This is a genomic window from Paraburkholderia sp. HP33-1 (assembly GCF_021390595.1).
GTDB lineage: Bacteria > Pseudomonadota > Gammaproteobacteria > Burkholderiales > Burkholderiaceae > Paraburkholderia.
In genome coordinates, this window is sequence record NZ_JAJEJR010000002.1 from 1,210,678 (window position 1) to 1,234,210 (window position 23,533).

General features: G+C 64.6%; 20 protein-coding genes. 4 read left to right on the plus strand and 16 right to left on the minus strand.

Annotated features, from left to right (window positions below; all coding sequences use genetic code 11):
- Nucleotides 1-14 precede the first annotated feature (14 nt).
- Complete coding sequence (locus L0U81_RS21485; protein ID WP_233805524.1) at nt 15-656, minus strand: glutathione S-transferase family protein; 642 nt, start codon at nt 654-656, stop codon at nt 15-17.
- 109 nt (nt 657-765) lie between these two features.
- Between L0U81_RS21485 and L0U81_RS21490 the strand changes: the two genes are divergently transcribed.
- Both L0U81_RS21490 and purU read left to right on the plus strand, forming a co-directional pair.
- The gene (locus L0U81_RS21490; protein WP_233805525.1) at nt 766-1,680 is read left to right on the plus strand and encodes a LysR family transcriptional regulator; all 915 of its coding nucleotides are present in this window, start codon (nt 766-768) and stop codon (nt 1,678-1,680) included.
- Between the two features lie 146 nt (nt 1,681-1,826).
- Nucleotides 1,827-2,702, plus strand: coding sequence for a formyltetrahydrofolate deformylase (gene purU / locus L0U81_RS21495; protein WP_233805526.1), 876 nt, complete (start codon nt 1,827-1,829; stop codon nt 2,700-2,702).
- A gap of 57 nt (nt 2,703-2,759) precedes the next feature.
- Here purU and L0U81_RS21500 read toward each other — a convergent pair whose 3' ends face one another.
- The 10 genes from L0U81_RS21500 to L0U81_RS21545 all read right to left on the minus strand — a co-directional run bounded on the left by L0U81_RS21500 (nt 2,760) and on the right by L0U81_RS21545 (nt 15,108).
- Nucleotides 2,760-3,617 carry a glycine betaine ABC transporter substrate-binding protein gene (locus L0U81_RS21500; protein ID WP_233805527.1) on the minus strand — a complete coding sequence of 286 codons (858 nt, stop codon included), beginning with the start codon at nt 3,615-3,617 and terminating at the stop codon, nt 2,760-2,762.
- Nucleotides 3,618-3,788: 171 nt separating this feature from the next.
- Nucleotides 3,789-4,922, minus strand: a complete 1,134-nt coding sequence (locus L0U81_RS21505) for a hybrid-cluster NAD(P)-dependent oxidoreductase (RefSeq protein WP_233805528.1) — start codon at nt 4,920-4,922, stop codon at nt 3,789-3,791.
- A 34-nt stretch (nt 4,923-4,956) separates the two neighbouring features.
- On the minus strand, nt 4,957-6,243 hold the full coding sequence (locus L0U81_RS21510; RefSeq protein ID WP_233805529.1) for an aromatic ring-hydroxylating oxygenase subunit alpha: 1,287 nt from the start codon (nt 6,241-6,243) through the stop codon (nt 4,957-4,959).
- Nucleotides 6,244-6,285: 42 nt separating this feature from the next.
- The gene (locus L0U81_RS21515; RefSeq protein ID WP_233805530.1) at nt 6,286-7,065 is read right to left on the minus strand and encodes an electron transfer flavoprotein subunit beta/FixA family protein; all 780 of its coding nucleotides are present in this window, start codon (nt 7,063-7,065) and stop codon (nt 6,286-6,288) included.
- On the minus strand, nt 7,062-8,246 hold the full coding sequence (locus L0U81_RS21520) for an electron transfer flavoprotein subunit alpha/FixB family protein (protein ID WP_233807875.1): 1,185 nt from the start codon (nt 8,244-8,246) through the stop codon (nt 7,062-7,064). Before L0U81_RS21520 ends, L0U81_RS21515 begins: the two co-directional genes overlap by 4 nt.
- Before the next feature lie 7 nt (nt 8,247-8,253).
- Nucleotides 8,254-10,170, minus strand: a complete 1,917-nt coding sequence (locus L0U81_RS21525) for a (Fe-S)-binding protein (RefSeq protein ID WP_233805531.1) — start codon at nt 10,168-10,170, stop codon at nt 8,254-8,256.
- 2 nt (nt 10,171-10,172) lie between these two features.
- Complete coding sequence (locus L0U81_RS21530) at nt 10,173-12,236, minus strand: NADH:flavin oxidoreductase (RefSeq protein WP_233805532.1); 2,064 nt, start codon at nt 12,234-12,236, stop codon at nt 10,173-10,175.
- Between the two features lie 25 nt (nt 12,237-12,261).
- Nucleotides 12,262-12,801, minus strand: a complete 540-nt coding sequence (locus L0U81_RS21535) for a DUF5943 domain-containing protein (protein ID WP_233805533.1) — start codon at nt 12,799-12,801, stop codon at nt 12,262-12,264.
- 42 nt (nt 12,802-12,843) lie between these two features.
- Complete coding sequence (locus L0U81_RS21540) at nt 12,844-13,815, minus strand: dipeptidase (protein ID WP_233805534.1); 972 nt, start codon at nt 13,813-13,815, stop codon at nt 12,844-12,846.
- Between the two features lie 18 nt (nt 13,816-13,833).
- Entirely contained in the window at nt 13,834-15,108 is a 1,275-nt protein-coding gene (locus L0U81_RS21545) for a serine hydroxymethyltransferase (protein WP_233805535.1), read from the minus strand.
- A gap of 418 nt (nt 15,109-15,526) precedes the next feature.
- On the opposite strand from L0U81_RS21545, the gene L0U81_RS21550 reads away from it, so the two are divergent.
- Nucleotides 15,527-16,522 (plus strand): GlxA family transcriptional regulator, encoded by a 996-nt coding sequence (locus L0U81_RS21550; RefSeq protein WP_233805536.1) that lies wholly within the window; start codon nt 15,527-15,529, stop codon nt 16,520-16,522.
- A 61-nt stretch (nt 16,523-16,583) separates the two neighbouring features.
- Here the strand turns inward: L0U81_RS21550 and fdhA are convergent, their stop codons facing one another.
- Nucleotides 16,584-17,783, minus strand: coding sequence for a formaldehyde dehydrogenase, glutathione-independent (gene fdhA / locus L0U81_RS21555; protein ID WP_233805537.1), 1,200 nt, complete (start codon nt 17,781-17,783; stop codon nt 16,584-16,586).
- A 272-nt stretch (nt 17,784-18,055) separates the two neighbouring features.
- On the opposite strand from fdhA, the gene ampC reads away from it, so the two are divergent.
- Entirely contained in the window at nt 18,056-19,237 is a 1,182-nt protein-coding gene (gene ampC / locus L0U81_RS21560) for a class C beta-lactamase (protein WP_233805538.1), read from the plus strand.
- A gap of 12 nt (nt 19,238-19,249) precedes the next feature.
- On the opposite strand, the gene L0U81_RS21565 is transcribed toward ampC, so the two are convergent.
- From L0U81_RS21565 to L0U81_RS21580, 4 genes are read right to left on the minus strand one after another with little or no spacing between them, the layout of a single operon-like run.
- Nucleotides 19,250-19,513, minus strand: a complete 264-nt coding sequence (locus L0U81_RS21565) for a hypothetical protein (RefSeq protein ID WP_233805539.1) — start codon at nt 19,511-19,513, stop codon at nt 19,250-19,252.
- Between the two features lie 31 nt (nt 19,514-19,544).
- Nucleotides 19,545-20,201, minus strand: coding sequence for a sarcosine oxidase subunit gamma (locus L0U81_RS21570; protein ID WP_233805540.1), 657 nt, complete (start codon nt 20,199-20,201; stop codon nt 19,545-19,547).
- Complete coding sequence (locus L0U81_RS21575) at nt 20,191-23,193, minus strand: sarcosine oxidase subunit alpha family protein (protein ID WP_233805541.1); 3,003 nt, start codon at nt 23,191-23,193, stop codon at nt 20,191-20,193. The genes L0U81_RS21570 and L0U81_RS21575 overlap by 11 nt, the downstream gene beginning before the upstream one ends.
- On the minus strand, nt 23,190-23,519 hold the full coding sequence (locus L0U81_RS21580) for a sarcosine oxidase subunit delta (RefSeq protein ID WP_233805542.1): 330 nt from the start codon (nt 23,517-23,519) through the stop codon (nt 23,190-23,192). The genes L0U81_RS21575 and L0U81_RS21580 overlap by 4 nt, the downstream gene beginning before the upstream one ends.
- Nucleotides 23,520-23,533 lie beyond the last annotated feature (14 nt).

A 23,533-nucleotide genomic window follows, 5' to 3' on the forward strand; every position in this document is an offset into this window, starting at 1 on the left:
GCTCCAAATTCGAATCACGCCGCGAGCAATCCAGCCTTCGTCGAGGGCATCGCGATGAAACGCGGCAATGCCTCCACGCGACGCAGCCAGGCGCGAATGTTCGGATAAGGCTGCAACGACACGCCACCCTCGGGCGCGTGAGCGATATACGTGTGCGCGGCAATATCGGCGATCGTCACGTGCGCACCGGCGACAAACGGCTTGCCGGCAAGCTCCTCGTCGATCACGTCGAACAGCTTGACGGCGATCTGCTTCGCGTCCTCGTGATCGAGTGGCGCGCCGAACACGGTGACGAGTCGCGCCGCGCACGGACCGTATGCGATCTGGCCAGCCGCGAGCGACAGCCAGCGCTGCACCGCCGCGGCGCCGGCCGGATCGTCTGGGAGCCACGACTCGTCGCCATAGCGCTTCGCCAGATAGACAAGAATCGCGTTCGAATCGAACAGCGTGAGTTCGCCGTCCTGGATCGTCGGCACCTGGCCGAACGGATTGAGCGCGAGATACTCGGGCTTGCGGTGATCGCCAGCCATCATGTGCAGCTCGATGACTTCGAACGGCAGGTCGAGCAGTGTCAGAAACAGCTTCACGCGATGACCGTGGCCTGAAAGCAGTGTCGTATACAGCTTGATGGGCTCGGCGGGTCTGGCGGCAGGCATGGCAGGCTCCGTTTGCGATGAGGGACAGCCCGAGAATAACGGGTAGGCACTGTCGCGCGGAAGCCTGATAATCCGGGAAACACAGTCAAGCGAAGTTGGACAATCGATCATGGCCGATGTGCGCAACGTGAACCTGAACCGCCTCGCGATCTTTGTCGCGGTCATCGACGCAGGCTCGCTGAGCGCCGCCGCCACGCGGCTCGGACTCACCAAGACGATGGTCAGCACGCACATCCAGCGGCTCGAAGCCGAGGTCGGCGCGAGCCTGCTTGTGCGCACCACGCGGCGGCTCAGCGTCACCGAGTCGGGCCGCGCGTTCTACGAGGCGAGCGTGAAGATCCTGCGCGCCGCGGAAGACGCGCTGAACGCGCTCGGCGGGGAAACGTCGCCAGTCAGCGGCACGCTGCGCGTCAGTGCGCCGAACGACTACGGGACGCTCGTCGTCGCCCCCGCGCTGGTTGAATTGCGCCGCACGCATCCGCAGCTCGACGTCGAACTGCTCAGCAGTGACCGGTACGTCGATCTGATTGCCGACGGTATCGACGTCGCGATCCGGCTTGGACGTCTCGCGGATTCCAACTATCGCGCGGTGAAGCTCGGGAGCTTCGTCCGATGGGTCGTCGCGAGTCCCGAGTTCGTCCGCACATGGGGCGTGCCGGGCACCCCGGCCGCGTTGGAGGCGCTGCCCTTTTGCGCGTTGTCGGTGCTGCCGCATCCGTTGACACTCGATCTGCGGCACGTCGATGGCAATACGGCCAGTGTGCGCTGCGCGTCCGCATTGCGCGTCAACACCGCCAATGCCTGCCGCGCGGCGACGCTTGCCGGCGGCGGCATCGGTCTGTTGACGGAATTTTCGATCGGCGAAGACGTCGAGGCCGGGCGGCTGATCCGGCTGCTGCCCGAGTGGGCGACCGCGCCCGCGAGCATCCAGGCCGTGTTTCCGCCGACGAGCCACCCGCCGGCGAAGGTGCGCGCGTTGATCGATACGCTCAAGCGAAGACTCGCGGCGGCCCCCGCAGATTAGAACGAAAGCCAGCCCGCCGATCCCTTGGCGTTGCCGTTCCAGCGCAACGGCGGTTAGCTTCTAGCCGCGCAAGCGCCCGATTTGCTCTACTGCGACGATGCGTGCCGCGCCCCGCGGTATCGCCTGATCGTCCATGTGGAGAGCTTATGTCAGCCGTTTCCCGTCCTGCTCAGCTGGTTCTCACCGTCGCGTGTCCGAGCGCGGCGGGCCAGGTTGCCGCCGTCGCTGGCTTTCTGGAGCGGCATCGTTGCTATGTCGACGAACTCACCGTATTCGACGACGAACTCAGCGAGCGCTTTTTCGTGCGCTGCGTGTTTCACCATGTCGATCGCGACGATGCGCTGCAATTGGCGACGTTGAAGCAGGAATTCGCGCCGATCGCCGAGCGTTTCCGGATGACGTGGGCGATCCACGATCTCGCGATCCGGCCCAAAGTCCTGATCATGGTGTCCAAACTCGAACACTGTCTCGCCGATCTGCTGTTTCGCTGGCGTATGGGCGAGCTGAAGATGGACATCGTCGGGATCGGCTCGAATCATCGCGACCTCGAACCGCTCGCGCGGCAGCACGGAGTGCCGTTCCATCATCTGCCGATGACAGCCGACACGAAGCCGCAACAGGAAGCCCGGCTGCTCGATCTGTTCGACACGTCCGGCGCGGAGCTGCTGATTCTCGCGCGCTACATGCAGATCCTGTCCGCTGAAACGAGCCGGGCGCTCGCCGCACGCGCGATCAATATCCACCATTCGTTCCTGCCCGGTTTCAAGGGGGCGAGACCGTATCATCAGGCGCATGCGCGCGGCGTCAAGGTGATCGGCGCCACCGCGCATTTCGTCACCGACGATCTCGACGAAGGTCCGATCATCGAGCAGAAAGTCGAACCGGTCGATCACTCGTACAGTCCCGAACGGCTGCTGACGACCGGGCGAGACGTCGAATGCATTACGCTCGCGCGCGCGGTGAAGGCGTTCATCGAGCGGCGCGTTTTCATCAACGGCGAGCGGACCGTCGTGCTGCGATAAACAGAAAAACGCCGCTAACAAGCGGCGTTTGCGCGTGCTGCGTCTACGCTGTCCGACTCACTTCACCCAACTATCGACGCGATCCGAATGTGCGCTGATCCACGCATTGGCGGCCGCGGCCGGCTTTTCGCCATTCTGCGTGGCGAGCATCACCGTGTCGATTTCGCCCGGCTTCCATTGAAACTTCTTCAGAAACGCTACTACCGTCGGCGCTTTTTTCTCGAGTTCGGGATTCACCACGCTATCCACGTGCTCCGCCTCACCAAATACCTTCTTCGGATCGTCGAGGAATTTCAGCTTGTACTTTGCGAACATCCAATGCGGCTTCCAGCCGGTCACGATGATCGGCTTGCTGGCCGCCTCCGAGCGCGCCAGCTCCGCGGTCATCGCACTGCCTGAACTAGGCATCAGCTGATAGTCGAGTCCGTAGGCCTTGATCGCCTCGCTGGTTTTTTGCATCACGCCCGCGCCGGCGTCGATACCGACGATGCGCGCGCCGAATTCCGCCTTCTTCGCCTCCAGATCGCCGACGCTCTTCACATCCACGTTGTCCGGCACGATCAGACCAATCTTCGCGTCGGTGAAGTTCGGCCCGAGATCGACCACCTTTTCCTTGAAGTTGTTCCAGTACGCGCCATGCGTGACCGGCAGCCACGCGGACAGCGTCGCGTCGAGATCGCCGCGCGCCACGCCCTGCCACATCACGCCGGCCGCGACCGGCACCAGCTGCACCTGATAACCGAGGCGTTTTTCGATCACCTCGGCGGCCACGTTCGACGTCGCGACGCTATCGTCCCAGCCCTCCACGTAGCCGATCTTGATCGTCGGCTTCGAATCGGCCGACACGCTCACACTGCCCGCCGCCAGCATCGCCCCCAACGCGCTTGCCACCACTATCCTTCCGATCAGTCTCATCGCCGTTCTCCCGTTGCACCATTTGCCCATTGACGCGTTTGCCATCGAACCGGTCATCGCGTATCCAGAATCGCCAACCAGAATTGCCGGGTAGCGTTGTTTTGCGACATGCAGTTGTCCGCACGCGACTTCCACGCGAATCCGCCCAATGCTTGCCATGTTGTCGTCGGGTTACTTGTCGACGACGAGATCGGTCAGGGGCTTGCTACAGCACAGCAGCACCATGCCCTGATCGATCTCGCGCTGACGGATCCCGCCCGCGTGCTTCATCGCCACTTCGCCGGATACGAGCTTCACCTTGCAGGTTCCGCACATGCCTTGCGTACACGACGCCGGCAGCCGCACGCCCGCCTGCTTCGCGGCATCGAGCACATGCTGGCCACTGCCGCACTCGATCTCGCGATGACTGCGGGTGAAGCTCACCTTGAAACGGGTTGCGGTTTCGACCGGGGCGGCCACCTCGCCGACGGTCTCGAACGAAAAGCTTTCCTCGTGATAGTGCTTGCGATCGAAACCGCCCTCATCGAGCAGATTGCGCACGGCCTGCATATACGGCGCGGGGCCGCAGGTGAAAATCTCGCGCTCCAGAAAATCCGGCGCGATGAGTTTCAGCAGCGGCAGTGTCAGAAAGCCGGTGACGCCAGGCCAATTGGTGCGCGCTCCCACACGTTCGCACACGAACGCGGTGCGGAAATGCGCCTGATTCGCGGCGATCAGATCGAGCTCGCGCGCGAAGATGATGTCGTCCGGCGTGCGCGCGCTATGCACGAACACGATATCGCTGTCCTCGCCGAGTTCATGATGCGCGCGGCTCATCGACATCAGCGGCGTGATGCCCGAGCCCGCCGACAGAAACAGAAACTTGCGCGCCGGGTGCCGCGCGCAGGTGAATTCGCCGGCCGGACCCAGCACGCGCACCTGCATACCCGCATGCAGATGGTCGTGCAACCAGTTGGACACCGTGCCGCCCGGCACGCGCTTCACGGTAATCGAGATCGTATGCGGCCGCGTGGGCGGCGACGAGATCGTATAGCAGCGATTGATCGTCTCACCGTTGATCTCCAACTCCAGCGTGATGAACTGCCCCGGCTCGAACACGAACGCCCGACCGGATGGCGCGCGGAAGAAAAAGCTCTTCACGTCGTGCGTTTCGTTGCGGACCTGGCAGCACACTAGCGTGTCGTCTGCGTCGCTGCTCCAGCGTGCGGGCAGCGCGTCCCAGAAGCGCGGCTGCGTGACGCGGCTCGACGCGTCGGCTAAAGTCTGATCGATGCCCGGTTGAAACATGGCCTGATCGCGCATCATGGTTGTCCCCCCGCTCCTCATTGCGGTGTTGCGCTCAGCGCACGAACGACACGACTTTCTCGCCGTGCAACGTCTGCGGGTTCGCGTCGTAATCCGCAAGACGGCCGACGTACCACTCGCAGAACTTCTCGACGAGCCCTTCGGTGAACGGCGAGTACGGACCGGGCTCATATGCGCTGCTCATCGCGCCGCGCTGCGAATATTCGACGAGCGCGCGATCCTGGTCGTTCGTCGCGCGCCACACGGCGGTCAGATTGTCGACGGCGTAATCGATGCCCTCGCGCGCGTCCTTGTGCACGAGCCACTTGGTGCGTACCAGTGTCTTGCCGGCCGACAGCGGAATTACCGAGAACGTGACGATGTGGTCGCTCATGAAGTGATGCCACGAGTTCGGCTGGGTCCAGAAAGAAAGTCCACCGAGATCGGGCAGCTCGAAACCGCCGAGCAGTTTCTTCGACGCGACCTTCGCATCGAGCGTCTGCGATTCGCCGTCGCGATCGAGCGGCAGACGCTGCGTGCGAAACCCGGTGACGAGATCGGCGAGCCGCTCGATTTCGGCCGACGGCAACCGCATCGCCTCCCACTGCGCGGTGCGGCGTGCGACCGTCGCATCGAACGCGGCCATGCCCTCCTCGTTTGCTGGTGTGCGCTGATAACCGAAGCCGTACTCGTACAGCGAGATGGTCAACTCGGGATGGTTCGCGACGCAGTGATAGCACTCGCGATTGTTCTCCATCGTGAGCTTCCAGTTGCCCTCTTCGATGATGTCGATCGACGCGGCGATCTTGCAGCCGGCCAGATCGTGCGGCAACAGATACGGCTCCATCGCGGCGCGCATCACGGAGAAATCGGCGGGCGGCTGCTCGGCGAGGCAGATGAAAATCAGCCCGGCGAGATTCTCGACGTGCACTGCTTTCAGACTATGCTTGCAGCGGTCGAACTGCTCGCTCATGTGTTCGGCGAACATCAGGTCGCCGTTCAGGCTGTAAGTCCAGCTGTGGTACGGACAGACGATATTGCCGAGCGAGCCCTTGCCGGTATTGCACAGACGTGCACCGCGATGGCGGCACACGTTGTGAAACGCGCGCACCTGCATGTCATCGTCGCGCACGATCAGGATCGAATCGTCACCGATTTCCACCGTCACGTAGTCGCCTGGTTCGGGCACATCGGGCTCGACCGCCACCTGAATCCAGTGCCGCCGGAAAATCGCGTCGAGGTCGAGCGCGAAAATATCCTCGCTCGTATAGAACGGCGCTTCGAGTGTGTAATTCGGCTTGCGGCGTTCGATCATTGTGCGAACGTCTGCGGAAACTTTCATTTTGTGCTCCGTTGCGTGTCACGTCTGGCGCCGCGCCAGGCCCTAGTAATCCACCAGTTGATGCTCGCGCAAATACGCGAGGATCACTTGTGCTTTTTCGACGGAACTCCCTTCAATTACGACGCTGCCGCCGCGGCTCTCGGTCGTCGTCGCCGAGAGCATGCGCGCGTGGCCCGAGCGCTTTTCGGCGGCGGCGAGCCGCACCGGTTTCGGGGTTGCGGGGCGGATGGTCCATGCGGACTGGTCGGGAGCGGTACTGTGCTGGTGGTTCGCGGCAGGCGCGGCGTTGCACTGGATCGTGCCTTCGCGCAGCCGCGCATAGGCGTACGACGTCACGGCGTTCGCGAGCGGATGCACGGCGATCAACGCGGGCAGTTGCACCTCGACGCGCCGTCGCACGCCCTTCGGCATGTACTGCCGGACCTGCGCGCAAGCGGCGCGGACGCTCAGATCAACGACCGCGCCAACGAGCGGCACCGCCAGCGCATGCGCGACGCGATATGGCAGCATGCCGCTATCGAAGCCGCCTTCACCACGCGTGCCGGTCAGCACCATTTCGTACCCACGCAAGCGCGCGGCGAGGTGCGGCACCGGATCGGCGTCGGGCGGCATGTCGAGCGCTTCGACCGAGCGCGCGCCGAGCGCCAGATACTCCTTCAACGCAGCGTTCGACGGATCGCCCGCGTGCAGCACGTCGAGCGTCGCGCCATGCGTTCTGGCGAGCGACAGCGCCAGCGCCAACGCGGCCGCATCGTTGCGGCTGTAGCGCGCCACGCCACTGACCGGATGACGTCCGACTGATACCAGCACGGCGATCTTCATGCGAGCACTCCTTCGGCGAGCCTGCCCGGCTCCAGCAGCGCGGCCGAGGTCGCGCGCGCGCCGCGCGCCGCCGCAGCCGCTTCGTTGAGCGCCGCGATGGTTTCCTGCGCGTCCGCGATCACGGTCAGATTCGCGCGCTTCGCGATCGGCGCGCTCGCGTCGAGATTCACCGCGATCACGTGGCGGCAATCCTTGATGCCCTGCAGATGCTGCACCGCGCCCGAGATGCCGAACGCGATGTACACGCTCGCCTCGACGGTCTTGCCGGTCGCACCGATCTGTTTGTCGCGCGTGAACTTGCCATCGTCGACGGCGACCCGGCTCGCGCCGATCGCGGCGCCGAGGGTGCCCGCGAGCCGCTCGAACGCGGGCACGTCGCTCACGCCGTTGCCCGCCGACACGATGAAGTCCGCTTCTTCCAGTGCGACTTGCGCGGCGTCGATTTCGTCGATGCCGAGATCGCGTACCGCGCGCTGCGCCGCTGTGGCGTCTGCCTCGCGGTCGAAGCGCCACGCGACCCGCTCGCCCGCGCCGACGAACGGCAGCTTCGGATCGACCGCATTCGGCGCGAGCAGCACGACCTCGGGCAGCGCGCGATAGGCGAGCGCCGTATTCGCGCGAACATAACTGGCGACGTGCCCGGCATCGATCTCGACGACATGCGTCGCAACGCTTGCATCGGCCGCCGCCGCATAACGCCGGCCGAGGTCGCCATCGCCCGTCGCGTTGTCGGGCAGAAAGACATGAGTTGGCGCGTAGGCCGCGACGCAGGCGGCCAAGGCGTTCAGTTCATCGGCGGGCGCGTACGTGCGGCAATCGAACATCGGCAATTCGATCAGCTTGTCGGCACCGAGCGCGGCGGCATCGCCGGAGAATTGGCCGAACACGAGCAGCACGACCTCAGTGAAGTCATCCGCGATCAGTGCGGCGCCGGCGAGCGTCTGGCGTGCGTGTACATCGAGTGCGCCGCGCTCCGCATGGGCGGCGACCAGCAGCACATGATTCGGCGTGGCTATCGTGCGGCGCGGCTTCGGCTGTTCGTGATGCGCGGTCCGACGTGCAGCCGATAGCGTGGCGGCCCCGGCGTCCGCGACGCCAACCGCGCCGAGCGTGATGCGTTTGAGTCCCTCCGCCGTCAGCGTGAACGGGCGGCGCGGATCGATCCGTTTGAGCGTATTCATCATCGCGTTACTCCAGCGCCGCCGCGACCAGTTCGGCCACGTCGAGCACTTCCGGACGCGGCCCCACCACCCCTTCGAGCATCGCCGTGCAATTCGGGCAGCCGACCGCGACGATCTCCGCGCCGCTCGCGCGCGCATCCTCGATACGGATGTCGGGAATCCGCCGTTTGCCGGGAATATCCGTGAGCGGTGCACCGCCGCCGCCACCGCAGCAGCGCCCGCGCAGACCGTGACGCTCCATCTCGACCACCTTGATGCCGATGCTCTTCAGCACGCGACGCGGCGCTTCCGTCTCGCCGTTGTAGCGGCCTAGATAACAGGGGTCGTGATACGTGATGCTGCGCTCTGCGACCGCGGCGGCCGCGCGCGGCGACAGCTTGCCGCAAGCGATCAACTCGTCTATCAGGGCCGTGTGATGCTGAACCCGATAGAAGCCGCCGAGCGCGCGATATTCGTTGCGCAGGCTATGCAGCACATGCGGGTCGGCTGTAACGATGCGCGTGAACGAGTACCGCGCGAGCGTGCCGATCAGCGTGCGGGCCAGTTGCTGGAATGTCGCTTCGTCGCCGAGCCGCCGCGCGGTGTCGCCGGTATCGGTTTCTACGCCGCCCAGCACCGCGTAATCGACACCCGCGCGGTTCAGCACCTTGACGAGCGCGCGCAGCGTGCGCTGATAGCGCATGTCGAACGCGCCTTCGCCGGCGATCAGCAGCACGTCCACGTGACGCCCCGGCTGCGCGACCTGCACCTGCAGATCGACGGCCCAGTCGTAACGCGCGCCGATGTCGTAGCCGTTCACGCTGCCGGTTTCGCGCAGATTCGCGAGCGTCGCCGGCCCTTTGCCCGGCACGCTGCCCTCGACGAGCGTCTGATTGCGGCGCATGTCCACGATCGCGTCGACATGCTCGATCAGCATCGGACACTCCTGCACACAGGCGCGGCAGGTCGTGCAGGACCACAGCGTGTCCGCTTCGATCAAAGTCGAAATGAGCGGCTTGCCGGGTGCGCCCGCGTGCGTGCCCACCGGAATGCCGGGCGTCGGGCTGCCCGCGTAGTGCGCGTCGGTGCCGCCGACCATGCCGGTGACGAGATCCTGAATCAGCTTCTTCGGATTGAGCGGCTGACCGGCAGCGAAGGCGGGGCACGCCGCTTCGCATTTGCCGCATTGCACGCAGGCGTCGAAGCTGAGCAACTGGTTCCAGCGGAATTCGACCGGTTTGCCGACACCGTATTCTTTCGCGTCGAGCTGCGGTGTTTTCAGCGCGGTGGGCGGCACGGCCTCGCGAGATGCGGCGAAATCGGCAAAGCGCTCCTGACGCGGATGAAACGCAAGATGCAGGAGCCCCGCCAACGCATGTTTCATCGGACCGCCACGCGCCGCGCCGAACGTCATCGTGAATGCGCCGGCCGCGATCAGCAGCGCGACGAGCACGGCGAACGCGCCGGACAGGGCCGTCGCGGGCAGCGCGGTGAACAGCGCGAGACCGAGCGCGAACGCGCCGAGCAGCATCGGCAACTGATCCCACGGCCCGCGCGAGAGCCGCGCGGGAACCACCTTCGCGCCATGCCGGCGGCGCCACACAAACGCCGTGCCGATCAACATTGCCAGCGCGGCGAGAAAAATCAGCTTGTCGAGCCACGGCGAGTAGATCGCGAGCCCGTAGTTGACGAACACGAGCGCCATTGCGAGGATCGCGCCTCCAGCCGTGGCAACGTGCGTGCGTGCGATGTACGGATCGCGCGCGACCACACGATGCAGGTCGACGAAGTAACGCTTCGGGATCGCGAGCAGATTGGCCCAACCATACGCGCCCGCGGCGCTCGCGCGGCCTTCGCGCCAGTAGGCGGCGCGGCGTGCGAGCGCGAACGCTAGACCGGCCACCGACACCCACAGCAGGACGGTGATGACAAACACGGGGCTCATCGTCAGAAATCCTTGCAAAGGCGCAGCGCGTCGTAGATCGCGCCGTGAATGTTGTGCATCGAGATGCAGTCGCCGACCCGGAACAGCAGGAAGCGACCGTTGCCGAGCGCCTCGTCGAGACACGGCTGCGGTTCGGACGCGAACAGCTTGTGTACGTCGACCTGGCCACGATTGACCGATTCCGGCTTCAGCTTCCAGTAAAGCTGGTCGTTCGGAACGCTGCCGTTTTCGATCACCACCTGATCGACCGCGCGCTCTTCCTGCTCCTCGGTGTACTCGTTGCGGATCACGGCGATCTTCTTGCCGTCCTCTTCGTACACCTTGTCGAGCCAGTAGTTCGGCGTGTGGATCACGCCTTGCGCGTAGAGGCGGCGATAGAAGATCGGGAACGTCGTGCCGCCGACGTCGTCGGCGACCTTCACGTCGGGCGTGACGATCTCCACGTTCGCGCCGCGGCTCGCGATGAAATCGGCCACGCCCGCGCCCGCATGCGTGCTGACACCGTCGTACACGAGCACGTTCCTGCCCGGCTCGACCTTGCCGGCGAGCACGTCCCATGAACTGACCGCGAGCCCTGTATCGACACCCCACGCCGCGACCTGCGACGTGAACGCCGAGCCGCCCGTGGCAAGCACGACGATGTCCGGCTTCTCGGCCATGATGATGCGCTCGTCGGCGGCGACACCGAGACGGCGATCCACGCCGAGGCGCTTCGTCTCCATGTCGAACCAGCGCACGATGCCCGCCATCTGCTCGCGCTGCGGCGCTTTCGCCGCGAGCATGATCTGGCCGCCCACGTAATCGTTCTTCTCGAACAGCACCACGTCGTGACCGCGCGACTTCGCGACGCGCGCTGCTTCGAGTCCCGCCGGTCCCGCGCCGACCACGACGACCTTGCGCTTCGGTCCGCGCGACCTGGCGATCACGTGCGGCATCGTCGCTTCTCGTGACGTCGCGGCGTTCTGCACGCACAGCACGTCGAGCCCGTTGTACTGACGGTCGATGCAGTAGTTCGCGCCGACGCACTGTTTGATTTCGTCCTCGCGGCCATCGCGGATCTTGATGACCATATGCGGGTCGGCGATCTGCGCGCGCGTCATGCCGACGAGGTCGACCATACCGCTCGCGAGCAGCCGCTCGGCCTGGCCCGCGTCGCGAATACTTTGCGCGTGCATCACCGGCACCTTCACGACCTGTTTGATGCCCGCCGCGAGATGCACGAACGGCTCGGGCGGCAGCGCCATCGGCGGCATGCAGTTGGCGAGCGTGTTGTGGGTGTCCGCCCCGGAACCGATCACGCCGAGATAGTCGATCAGGCCGCTCTCGCTCATCGCCTGGGCGATTTCCTTCAGTTGTTCGTGATCGAGCCCGTCTTCATGGAACTCGTCGCCGCACATGCGCAGGCCGACGCAAAAATCGGCGCCCACCGCCGCGCGCACCGCCTGCAACACTTCGACGCCGAAACGCAGGCGGTTTTCGAGCGAGCCACCCCATTCGTCGGTGCGAAAGTTGGTACGCGGGCTCCAGAACTGATCGATCAGATGCTGGTGCGCGGCCGAGATTTCGATGCCGTCCATGCCCGCATCCTTGACGCGCTTCGCGGCCGCCGCGAAGTCACCGATGATGCGGCAGATCTCTTCGACCTCGATGATCTTCGCGTTGCCGCGATGCACCGGCTCGCGCACACCGGACGGCGACATCAGATGCGGCCAGTGCTCGCCGTGAAACGCCGAGCGGCGTCCCATGTGAGTGGCCTGAATCATGATTTTCGCGCCATGCGCGTGCATCGCTTCGGCGAGCCGCGCGAGCGGATCGACGATTCGATCCGTGGCGAGATTCACCGATTTCCACCAGCCTTGCGGACTGTCGATCGACACCGGGCTCGAACCGCCGCACACCGCAAGTCCGACGCCGCCCTTCGCCTTTTCCTCGTAGTAGCGGATATAACGGTCGCCGGGCAGGCCACCCGGCTCCGCATAGACCTCCGCATGCGCGGTACTGACGATGCGGTTGCGCAGCGTCAGCTTGTTCAACGTGAGCGGCTTGAAAAGGTTCGGGTAACGCATCGCGATCGACCTCGGAATGCCCGGATTAGATTGACGTGTGGGGCGAGACTTCGAACACGCAGTGCTCGTGCCCCTCCGCCGCGCAGCGCGCTTCCTGCGATCGCGACGGCGGCCCCTTGCGCGTGCCGTCGGGCGCCGTATCGTTGACCCAGTCAATCGCGCCCGCGAACCAGCCCGCGAACATGTAGCAGAGCTTGCCGGTCTTGCCCGGCTGCGCGAGCACGAACGACGAGTGGCGCAATTCGATGCGCGCATGCGAACTCGCGGGATCGGCTTCGATGACGCTGAACAGGCCCCAGCCGCGCTGCGACAGACGGTTCAGGTAATGCTCGATCACCGCCATGCCGGCAAGGCCGTGCTGCTTCGCTTCCTTGTCGCACCAGAAATAGGCGGACTTGTAGCCGGCCTTGTAGAGAATCTGCTCGTACGTGTCGCGGCCGAGCGCTTCTTCAACAGCGACGTGGTTGTTCGTGAAGAAATGACGCGGCACGTAGAGCATCGGCAGCGCGTCGGTGGTCCAAACACCGGTGTCCGGATCAACGTCGATAGGCAGTTGGGGTTGCATGTGGGGGCTCCGTTGTTATCCGCTATAAAGAAGGGGCAAAGCTCACACCTTCCAGACTTCGCCGAACACCCGTACCCAGTTTTCACCCATGATCTTGCGGATGCGTGTCTCGCTCCAACCGGCGCGTTCCATTGCGGCCGTGAGGTTCGGAAACTCGCCGATCGTGCGGATGCCTTCGGGATTCACGACCTTGCCGAAGTTCGTCAACTGGCGATAACGGCCCTTGTCGTGCGTGATCCAGTCGAAGAACTCGGTGCTATAGCCCTGCGTAAAATCGGTGCCGATTCCCACCTGGTCTTCGCCGATCAGGTCGACTACGTACTCGATCGCTTCGATATAGTCCTCGACGGTCGCCTCCGCTCCACGCTTCAGGAACGGTGCGAACATCGTCACGCCGACGAAGCCGCCCGCATCGGCGATTTCCTTCAACTGCTCGTCGGTCTTATTGCGCGGATGCTCCTTGAGCCCCGAGGGACAGCAATGCGAATAGCAGACCGGCTTGTTCGACGCCGCGATCGCCTCCGACGACGTCTTGCCGCCCACATGCGACAGGTCGACCATGATGCCGACGCGGTTCATCTCCTGAATCACTTCGCGCCCGTAACCGGACAGACCGCCGTCGCGCTCGTAGCAACCGGTGCCGACGAGGTTCTGCGTGTTGTAGCAAAGCTGCACCACGTTGACGCCGAGATCCTTGAACGCTTCGATATAGCCGAGGTTGTCCTCGAACGCGTGCGCGTTCTGGAAGCCGAAAATGATGCCGGTTTTGTTCTCTTTCTTCGCGCGAAAGATATCGTCGGCGGTGCGCACCAGCGTGAGGATCTCGCTGTATTGACGGATCTGCTGCTTCATTTCGGCGATGTTGTCGACGGTCTTCTGAAAACTCTCCCAGACCGAGACCGTGCAGTTCACCGCGGTCACGCCGCCCTTGCGCATGTCCTCGAACACCGAGCGCTCGAACTTCGAAATGTTCAGCCCGTCGATGATGATGCTGTTCTCGTGCAGTTGACTCATCGTTTGCTCCGCGCGGACTCAGTAGATGGGAAAGCGGTCGCACAGCGCGAAAATCTCGCGGCGCACGCGTTGTTCCGTTGCGGCGTCGCCGTCGGGGGACGCGCGCAGCGCATCGAGCACCTCGACGATCAGACGCCCGACCTCGCGGAACTCGCTGACGCCGAAGCCGCGTGTCGTGGCCGCCGGCGTGCCAAGACGAATGCCGGAGGTAACGGTCGGCTTTTCCGTATCGAACGGAATGCCGTTCTTGTTGCAGGTGATGCCCGCACGCTCCAACGCCTGTTCCACCTGATTGCCCTTGAGCCCCTTCGGCCGCAGATCGACCAGCAGCAGATGGTTGTCGGTACCGCCCGTGACCAGATCGACGCCGCCCGCTTTCAACACTTCGCCCAACGCCCGCGCGTTCGCGAGCACGTTGTCGATATAAGTTCTGAAGCCCGGCTGCAGCGCCTCGCCGAATGCGACCGCCTTGCCGGCGATCACGTGCATGAGCGGCCCCCCCTGCAAGCCGGGGAACACCGCCGAGTTGATCTTCTTCGCGATCTCCTCGTCATTCGTCAGCACGAAGCCGCCGCGCGGACCGCGCAAGGTCTTGTGTGTGGTCGACGTCACCACGTGCGCATGCGGGACCGGATTGTCATGACGGCCCGCCGCGATCACGCCGGCGATATGCGCCATGTCCACCATCAACTTCGCACCGACGCCATCGGCAATCGCACGTAGCCGCGCGAAATCCAGCGCACGCGGATAGGCGGAAAAGCCGGCGATCAGCAGCGCGGGCTTGTGCTGTTGCGCCAGTTCCTCGACCTGCTCGTAGTCGATCAGCATCGTGTCGCGCCGCACGCCGTACTGCACCGCGTTGAACCACTTGCCCGACAACGCGGGCCTCGCGCCGTGCGTCAGATGCCCGCCCGCGTCGAGCGACATGCCGAGCACCGTATCGCCCGGCCTCGCGAGCGCGAGCATTACCGCGCCGTTCGCCTGCGCGCCGGAATGCGGCTGCACGTTGGCGAACTTCGCATTGAAAAGCTGTTTGAGGCGATCGAGCGCGAGCGTCTCGATCGCGTCGACGTATTCGCAACCGCCGTAGTAGCGCTTGCCCGGATACCCTTCCGCGTATTTGTTGGTCAGCACGGAGCCCTGTGCGTCGAGCACCGCGCGCGACACGATGTTTTCCGACGCGATCAGCTCGACTTGCGACTGCTGGCGCTCGAGTTCTTTCAGAATGGCGCCGCGCACCGCCGGATCGTGCGCCGCTAGCGAGTCTTCGAAGAAGGGATTCGGGTTCGACATGGAAGGTCCGTGAGATCGTTGACGGAAAGGCCGCTGCGGGTTGCGGTGGGGTAGCGCCACCGCTTCGCCTTGCGTCTATTCTTGACGGTCCGCCCGCGCGCCGATTTATGAATTCAGACGTGTTCTTTGCCTTTTCCGCCATGCGAGTCCTTTTTCGACAAGTCGGCGCGATTCGCACGCGCAGGGCTGCACTGGAAAGCGGTTTTGCTGCGCCGATCGGGTGCGTGCGCGGGCGGCGCCGCGTCGTTCTGGTGCCGCGCGGGTGCCCTTTCATCAGGCGATTGCTTAGTCATTCCAGGCGTTTTGTGCAGCATCCAGGGGTTTAGCCTGATGGCACGGTAGTTGCCCTGATACTCAGAATTGACAGAGTCGCCCTCCCTACGGCGACGCGAAATTCAGCTCAGGAATGACCGTTCTCATGTCCACCGATCGCATGGCGTCGCTGTCGCATTTTGCATTCATGCCGGTTCCCAACTTCACGATGATCGCCTTCAGCAATGCGATCGAAGTGCTACGCATGGCGAACTATCTGACGGGCCAGACGCTTTACCGCTGGTCGATCGTGAGTCCCGCAGGCGGACCGGTGATGGCGAGCAACGGGTTATCCGTCGATACGGGCCCGGTCGAATGCGTCGGTCAACCGGATATCGTGTTCGTGGTCGGCGGCATCGACGTGCAGCGCTCCACCACCGCCGATCATCTGTCCGCGCTGCGCCGTTTCGCGCGCATGGGCTGCGTGCTCGGCAGTCTGTGCACAGGCACCTACGCGCTCGCGCGCGCCGGTCTGCTGGCGGGTTACGCGTGCGCGATTCATTGGGAAAACATGTCGGCGCTGAAAGAGGAGTTTCCCGCTACGCGCTTTCTGAAAGAGCTCTTCGTGATCGATCGCGATCGCGTGACCTGTACCGGCGGCGTCGCGCCGCTCGATATGATGCTGAACCTGATCGGGCCGCGCGTCGGTACTGCGCGCGTCACGCAGATCGCTGAGCAGTTCATCGTCGAACACGTGCGCGACACCAGCGCGCAGCAGAAGATGCCGCTCGTCGCGCGGCTCGGCTCGGCCAACAAGTCGCTGTTCGAAGTGATCTCGCTGATGGAGAACAACATCGAAGAGCCGCTGTCGCGCGAAGAACTCGCGCGGCTCGCCGGCATGTCGCAACGGCAGTTGCAACGCGTGTTTCGCGAGCATCTGGGCATGACGCCTACGCACTACTATCTGACGCTGCGCTTGCGGCGCGCGCGCGAGCTGCTGTTACAGACCGACATGTCGATCATGCACATCACGATGGCGTGCGGCTTCCAGTCGGCCTGCCACTTCTCGAAGAGCTATCGCGATGCGTTCGGCACCGCGCCGACCCGCGAGCGTCGCAAGCAGGCGCCTTCATTGTCGAGTGCGCCGGTGCTGGCGGCTTGAACAACGCACGCACGCGCTGCGTGCGCAGCAGGCCACGCAGCGCATGAGCGGCCAACGAATCTCAGGCCGCCTTCAACAGCCCATGCGGGTCGATCACAAACTTCCTCGGCGCGCCGCCGTCGAATTGCCGATATCCGTCGGGCGCATCGTCGAGCGACACCACCGTCACGTTGACGATATCGGCGATCGGTAAACGATCCCACAAAATCGCCTGCATCAGGTTGCGGTTGTACTTCATGACGGGCGTCTGCCCGGTGTGGAACGAATGCGACTTGGCCCAGCCTAGTCCGAAACGCAAACTGAGGCTGCCCTTGCGAGCGGCTGCATCGGCCGAACCCGGATCGTCAGTCACGTAGAGGCCAGGAATGCCGATCGCGCCAGCCGCGCGGGTGATTTCCATCAGCGAATTGAGCACCGTGGCCGGGGCCTCCTCGTGCGAGCCACTGCTGCCATGACCATGTGCTTCGAAGCCGACGCAATCCACCGCGCAATCCACTTCGGGGTTGCCGAGGATCTGCTCTATCTGTTCGCCGAGCGTGGCGTCCTTCGACAGATTGATGGTCTGGAAGCCCATCATGCGCGCATGCGCGAGGCGCGCCTCGTTCATGTCGCCGACGATCGTGCAGGCCGCGCCCAACAGACGCGCGGACGCAGCCGCCGCCATGCCGACCGGTCCCGCACCGGCGATATAGACGGTAGCGCCAGGCTTTACGCCGGCCATCACGGCGCCGTGATAGCCGGTCGGCAGAATGTCGGACAGGCAGGTCAGGTCGCGGATCTTCGACATCGCCTGCGCGCGGTCCGGAAATTTGAGCAGATTGAAGTCCGCGTACGGCACCAGCACGTATTCGGCCTGGCCGCCGATCCAACCACCCATGTCGACATAGCCATACGCGCCGCCCGCGCGCGACGGATTAACGTTCAGACACACTCCCGTGTGCTGCGCCTTGCAGGTCGGGCAACGTCCACAGGCAACGTTGAACGGCACCGACACCAGATCGCCGATCTGCAGCGTCTCGACGTCGCGCCCCAACTCGATCACTTCTCCAGTAATCTCGTGGCCGAGCACGAGGCCGACCTCGGCGGTCGTGCGACCGCGCACCATGTGCTGATCGGAGCCGCAAATATTCGTGCTCACCACCTTCAGGATCACGCCGTGACCGATCGAACGGCCACGTGGATCGACCATCTTCGGATAATCGATGGACTGCACTTCGACCTTGCCCTGCCCCAGATACACGACGCCGCGGTTGCTGCTCATTGTCTCGTCTCCATGTCTGTGAGCGGCACGCCATGCACGCCGCGCGGCGTACCGTTCCACGAGCGTAGCGTTCGCCCGCAGCGGCACCTGTGCCGAACACGACACGCGTTTGGCTTGAACCGACAACGCCTGCGTCGCGCGAGTCGAAGCCCACAACTTTTTCTTTACCCACGCCCAACTTATCCTCGTTTGCCAGCCGTTCGCACAAGCCCGATAGTGGCGACCTCAGCCGAATCGCCGATCCACGCCCCAGAAACAAGGACCCGTCTGCAATGAAGACCCGCGCGCTCAATCTCATCTCGACCGCCACGTTCGCAATGCTCACGCTGTGTGCGATCTCACCCGTGAGCCACGCGGCCGAGCCGATCGCCGCGCAACTCAAGCCCACCGTCGATGCCGCGATCCGGCCGCTGATGGCGAAGTACCATATCGCCGGGATGGCGGTCGGCGTGATCGACGACGGCAAGCCATACGTGTACAACTACGGCGTCGCGTGGACGCAAACCGGCAAGCCGGTCACGCGCGATACGCTGTTCGAACTCGGCTCGATCAGCAAGACCTTCACGGCGACGCTCGCGTCGTATGCGCAGCTCGACGGCAAGCTGTCGTTGTCGGACGGCACGGAGCGCTATCTGCCGACGTTGCGCGGCCGCCCGTTCGGCAAAGTCAGCCTGCTGAACCTCGGTACGCACACCCCTGGCGGTCTGCCGCTACAGGTGCCGGACGACATTCATAACGACGCGCAATTGCTGCAGTACTTCCACGACTGGCAGCCCGCTCATGCGCCGGGCACGTTCCGGACCTACTCCAATCCCGGCATCGGAACACTCGGGCTGATCACCGCGAAGAGCATGGGACAGGACTTCACCGTGCTGATGCAGCAACGCGTGTTTCCGGCCCTCGGTATGAACAGCACCTACCTCGACGTCCCCGCGGCGAAAATGAATAACTACGCGCAGGGCTATGCGAAAGACGGTGCGCCGGTCCGCTTGACGGGCGGCGTGCTTTCCGCCGAAGCCTACGGCGTGAGGTCGACCGCCGCGGATATGCTGCGGTTCGTGCAGGCGAACATGAACCTGATTCCTGTCGACAGTCAGTTGCAGCGCGCGATCACACAGACGCATACCGGCTACTTTCAGGCCGGCGTGCTGACCCAGGATCTGATCTGGGAGCAGTACCCCTATCCGGTCGAGTTGCAGACCTTGCTCGCCGGGAATTCGCTGCAGATGGTCCTCAACGGGACTCCGTCGACCGAAATCAAACCGCCGTTGCCGCCGCAGCAGAACGTCTGGATCAACAAGACCGGTTCGACCAACGGCTTCGGTGCGTATGTCGCGTTCGTGCCGCAAAAGCGCGTCGGCATCGTGATACTCGCCAACCGCAACTTCCCGAACGAGGCGCGCGTGAGCGCCGCGCATCAGATCCTCACGGCGCTGGATGGCGGCGGCCATTGATACGCCGTGTAGTTACGCGCGCAGCCGCGCACGCGCGGCGCCGGCGATCCGCGCAAGCGCATCCGCGCTCAGACGGGCTGCGACCTTTTCGACGTACGCGTGATGCCGTGCTTCGAGCGGCGCGCCGAGCTCGCGCGCGAGCAGATAGCGGATCAGCGCAATGCGCCGGTGACGCAACGCGATGCTTTGATCGAGCAGCGCAAGCGCGGCGCCGGCATCGCGCTCGTCGCACGCGCGCGCCGTGAGACGAGCGGTGGCCGCCCGTGTCGACGTCATGGCGAAATCAGCAACGCGAAACGTGCATCGCTCAGGACATCAACGGCTCGGCGGCGTCGAGCATGATCCTGACGAAGTAGTCCGCGAAGCTGCGGCGCACGACGATATCGAAGCTGTCCGCGCCAGTGGGCAGCAAGGTGATCGACGCCTTGAAATAGTGGCTCTGCGCGCACTGCCCCACGCCGAACAGTTTGGGATGCAGATCGAGCGGACAGCCGCGCGCGAGCACCTCGCGCGTCCGTGTGCCGCTGATTTCGAGCACCGTATAGCCGCTGCCGACATCGACCGCCGATGCGAACACCCCCGCGAACGCCGTGCCGAGCTTGCCCTGCAACGGCGCAGTACGTGTCGCGTCGTGCGCGGCCTCCGAGCGCACGAGCCATTCGTCCGGGCCGAGCCACACCATGTCGTAGCCGTTGCCGCGCGCAACCGTGTTCGCCTGTTCCGGCGGCTTGCACCCGATCACCTGTTCTACCGCGCGGATGAACGCCGCGTCGCGCGTATCGCCGCGCACGTTCACGAGTTCGAGAAACGGCCGCTCGCCGAGCCGGAACGCGGCCGTTGCGTTGGCCTGGTGTTGCTTCAGCAACGCAACCGCGCCGACCAGCGGAGACTCCTGCCACACGCCGCTTTGCCGCCCAATCGTGCGATCCACGATCGATACCGTTGCGCCTCTTTCATTCCACATGTTGACGTGCTCCTTCGCTGTCGTAGAACACCGGACTGGCGATCTTCGCCGCGATCTGTTTGCCGCTCGCGAGCGGAATCGTGACGGTCGTACCGATCTTGTCGAGACCGCCCTTGACGACCGCCATCGCGATCGAGCGCTGCAGGATCGGGCTGTAATAGCTCGACGTCACGTGCCCGAGCATCGGCGCGGTGTCGCCCTGGAACGGACCGGCGACGATCTGCGAGCCCTCGGGTATCACGAACGACGCATCCTCCGCTAGCAGCCCGACCAGTTGCTTGCGCCCCGCCTTCGCGGTGTCCGAGCGGGCGAGCGAGCGTTTGCCGAGGAAGTCCTTCGACTTCGCGACGAGCCCGCCCATGCCGACGTCATGCGGCGTCATCGAGCCGTCCGTATCCTGGCCGACGATGATGTAGCCCTTCTCCGCGCGCAGCACATGCATCGTCTCAGTGCCGTACGGCGTGATGTCGTACTGCGCGCCCGCAGCCATCAGCGCTTCCCACACCGCACGCCCGACGTTCGCTGGCACGTTCACCTCATAAGCGAGTTCGCCCGAGAAGCTGATGCGCATCACGCGCGCCGCCGCGCCCGCGACAGTGCCTTCGCGATACGTCATGAACGGAAACGCCGCGTTCGCGAAGTCGATGTCGCCGCAGACCTTTTGCAGCACCTTGCGGCTCATCGGTCCGACCACCGCGAACGTCGCCCAGTGGTCCGTGACCGACGCGAGCCGCACGCGCAGGTCGGGCCATTCGGTTTGCAGCCAGCGTTCGAGCCACGTGAGCACACGGGCCGCGCCGCCGGTGGTGGTCGTCATCATGTAATGGTGCTCGGCGAGGCGCACGGTCACGCCGTCGTCGAAGATCATGCCGTTTTCGTCGAGCATCAGGCCATAGCGGCACTTGCCCACTTCGAGCTTGGTCCACGAATTGGTGTAGACCCAGTTCAGCAGTTTCGCGGCGTCGGGGCCGTGAATGTCGATCTTGCCGAGCGTCGATGCATCAAGAATGCCGACGCTCGTACGCACCGCGAGCGCTTCGCGCGCGACCGCCGCGTGCATGTCCTCGCCCGTCTTCGGGTAGTACCACGGACGCTTCCAGTTGCCGACGTCCTCGAACGCCGCGCCGTGTTCCACGTGCCATTCGTGCACCGCCGTCTTGCGCACCGGATCGAGCCATTCACCCAGTTCGCGGCCGGCGAACGCGCCGAACGTGACCGGCGTGTAGTTCGGCCGGAAAGTCGTCGTGCCGGTCTCGGGAATGGTCTTGCCGAGCGCCTGCGCGAGAATCGCCATGCCGTTGATGTTGCCGAGCTTGCCCTGGTCGGTGCCGAAGCCCATCGCGGTGTAGCGCTTCACGTGTTCGACGGACTCGAAGCCTTCGCGCGCGGCGAGGAAAATATCGGCGGCGGCGACGTCGTTCTGGAAATCGACGAACTGCTTGGGTCCGCGCGTGGCCAGCTCACGTCCGCCGACGAGCCACAGCGGCTCCAGCTTCGCTTCGTTCAACTCGGCGACCTGCAGCGGCTTCGGCCGCGCGACGATGTGCCCGGCCGCGCGCGCCGCTTCGACACCGGCATCCGCTGCGAAACGGATCCCCCGGCCGAGCGCGAAGTCACCCGCACACGCGCCGACACTGGTCTCTGCCTGGACCGCCTTACCCGGCACGAAGCACGCCTTGTCGTCATGCCAATGCGCCTTACCGCCCGACTGCGCGAACAGATGCAGCACCGGGCTCCAGCCGCCCGACATCGCGACCAGATCACACGGCAGCTCGCCCTGTTGCGCGCCGATCTGCCCTTGCGCGTACGAGGCGAGCGTCACCGAAGCGACGCGCAGTTTGCCGTGCGCCGACGTGACGACCGTGCCGCTCATCACCTTGACGCCGAGGCGACGCGCAAGCGCAGGCAGCGTGCCCTTCGATTCGCCTGCGCGCGGATCGATGACGCTCACCTGCGCGCCGGCCGCTGTCAGGTCGAGCGCGCATTGATAGCCGTCGTCGTTGTTCGTGAACACGACCGCGTTGCGCCCCGGCAGCACCGCATACCGATGCAGATACGTCGACACCGCCGACGCGAGCATCACGCCGGGCAGATCGTTATTGCCGAACACCATCGGCCGCTGATGCGCGCCGGTCGCCAGAATCACGCGTTTCGCGCGGATCTTCCACAGCAGTTCGCGCGTGCCCTTGCGTTGCGACACGGGCAGATGATCGGTCAGGCGCTGCGTGACCGTGACGAGATTGTGGTCCTGGTAGCCGAACGCGGTGCTGCGGCTCAGGATCCTCACGTCGGGCAACTGCCGCAATTCGTCCTCGATTTTCTGCACCCATTGCAGCGCGGGCTTGCCGTCGATCTGCGCGCTACACGACAGCAGCGAACCGCCAAGCTCAGGCTGATCGTCGACGAGCATCACGCGCGCGCCGGACAAAGCGGCAGCGTGTGCGGCCGTGAGCCCGGTCGGGCCGCCGCCGACCACCAGCACGTCGCAATGCGCGAAGCACTTGTCGTAGCGGTCCGCGTCGCGCTGTTGCGGCGCGGTGCCGAGGCCGGCCGCATCGCGAATCGCTTCCTCGTACTTCGGCCAGAATTTGCGCGGCCACATGAAGGTCTTGTAGTAGAAGCCCGCCGGAATGAAGCGCGCGATCTTCTGGTTGATCGCCATGCGGTCCTTCTCGATGCTCGGCTTCGCGTTCACGCTGCTCGCGACGAGCCCCTGGTACAGCTCCACTTCGGTGGCCCGCGCGTTCGGCACCGTGTAGGCACCGGTCTCGAGTTGCACGACCGCGTTCGGCTCCTCGACGCCCGCGGTCACGATGCCGCGCGGCCGATGATATTTCCAGCTACGGGCGACGAAATGCACGCCGTTCGCGAGCAATGCGGACGCGAGCGTATCGCCTTGATAACCCTGATACTCGACGCCGTTGAACGTGAACTTGAGCGCAACGGCTCGGTTGATGCGCCCGCCGGTCGGGAGTCGGTCTTTCTGGCTCATGATGCCTTGCCCTCTTGTGCCTTTACCTGTGCCATCTGTGCGTCGCTACTGTCCAGCGCCAGCAGCGGCCGCTCGAACGTCTCGTAGCCCTGGAACGCGTAGATGACGGTGTCGCGCTGCGCCTTGAACCAGCGCCGGCAGCCCTGCGCGTGCAGCCATTGCTCGCGATGCAAGCCGCGCGGGTTCTTGCGCATGAACAGGTAGTCGCCCCATTCCTCGTCGGTGAGCGATTCGGTGTCGAGCGGGCGGGCGATATCCGCCTCGCCGCCGCAGGAGAATTCGGTTTCGGCGCGGGGACCGCACCACGGGCATTCGATCAGCAGCATGTGTGTCTCCTTGT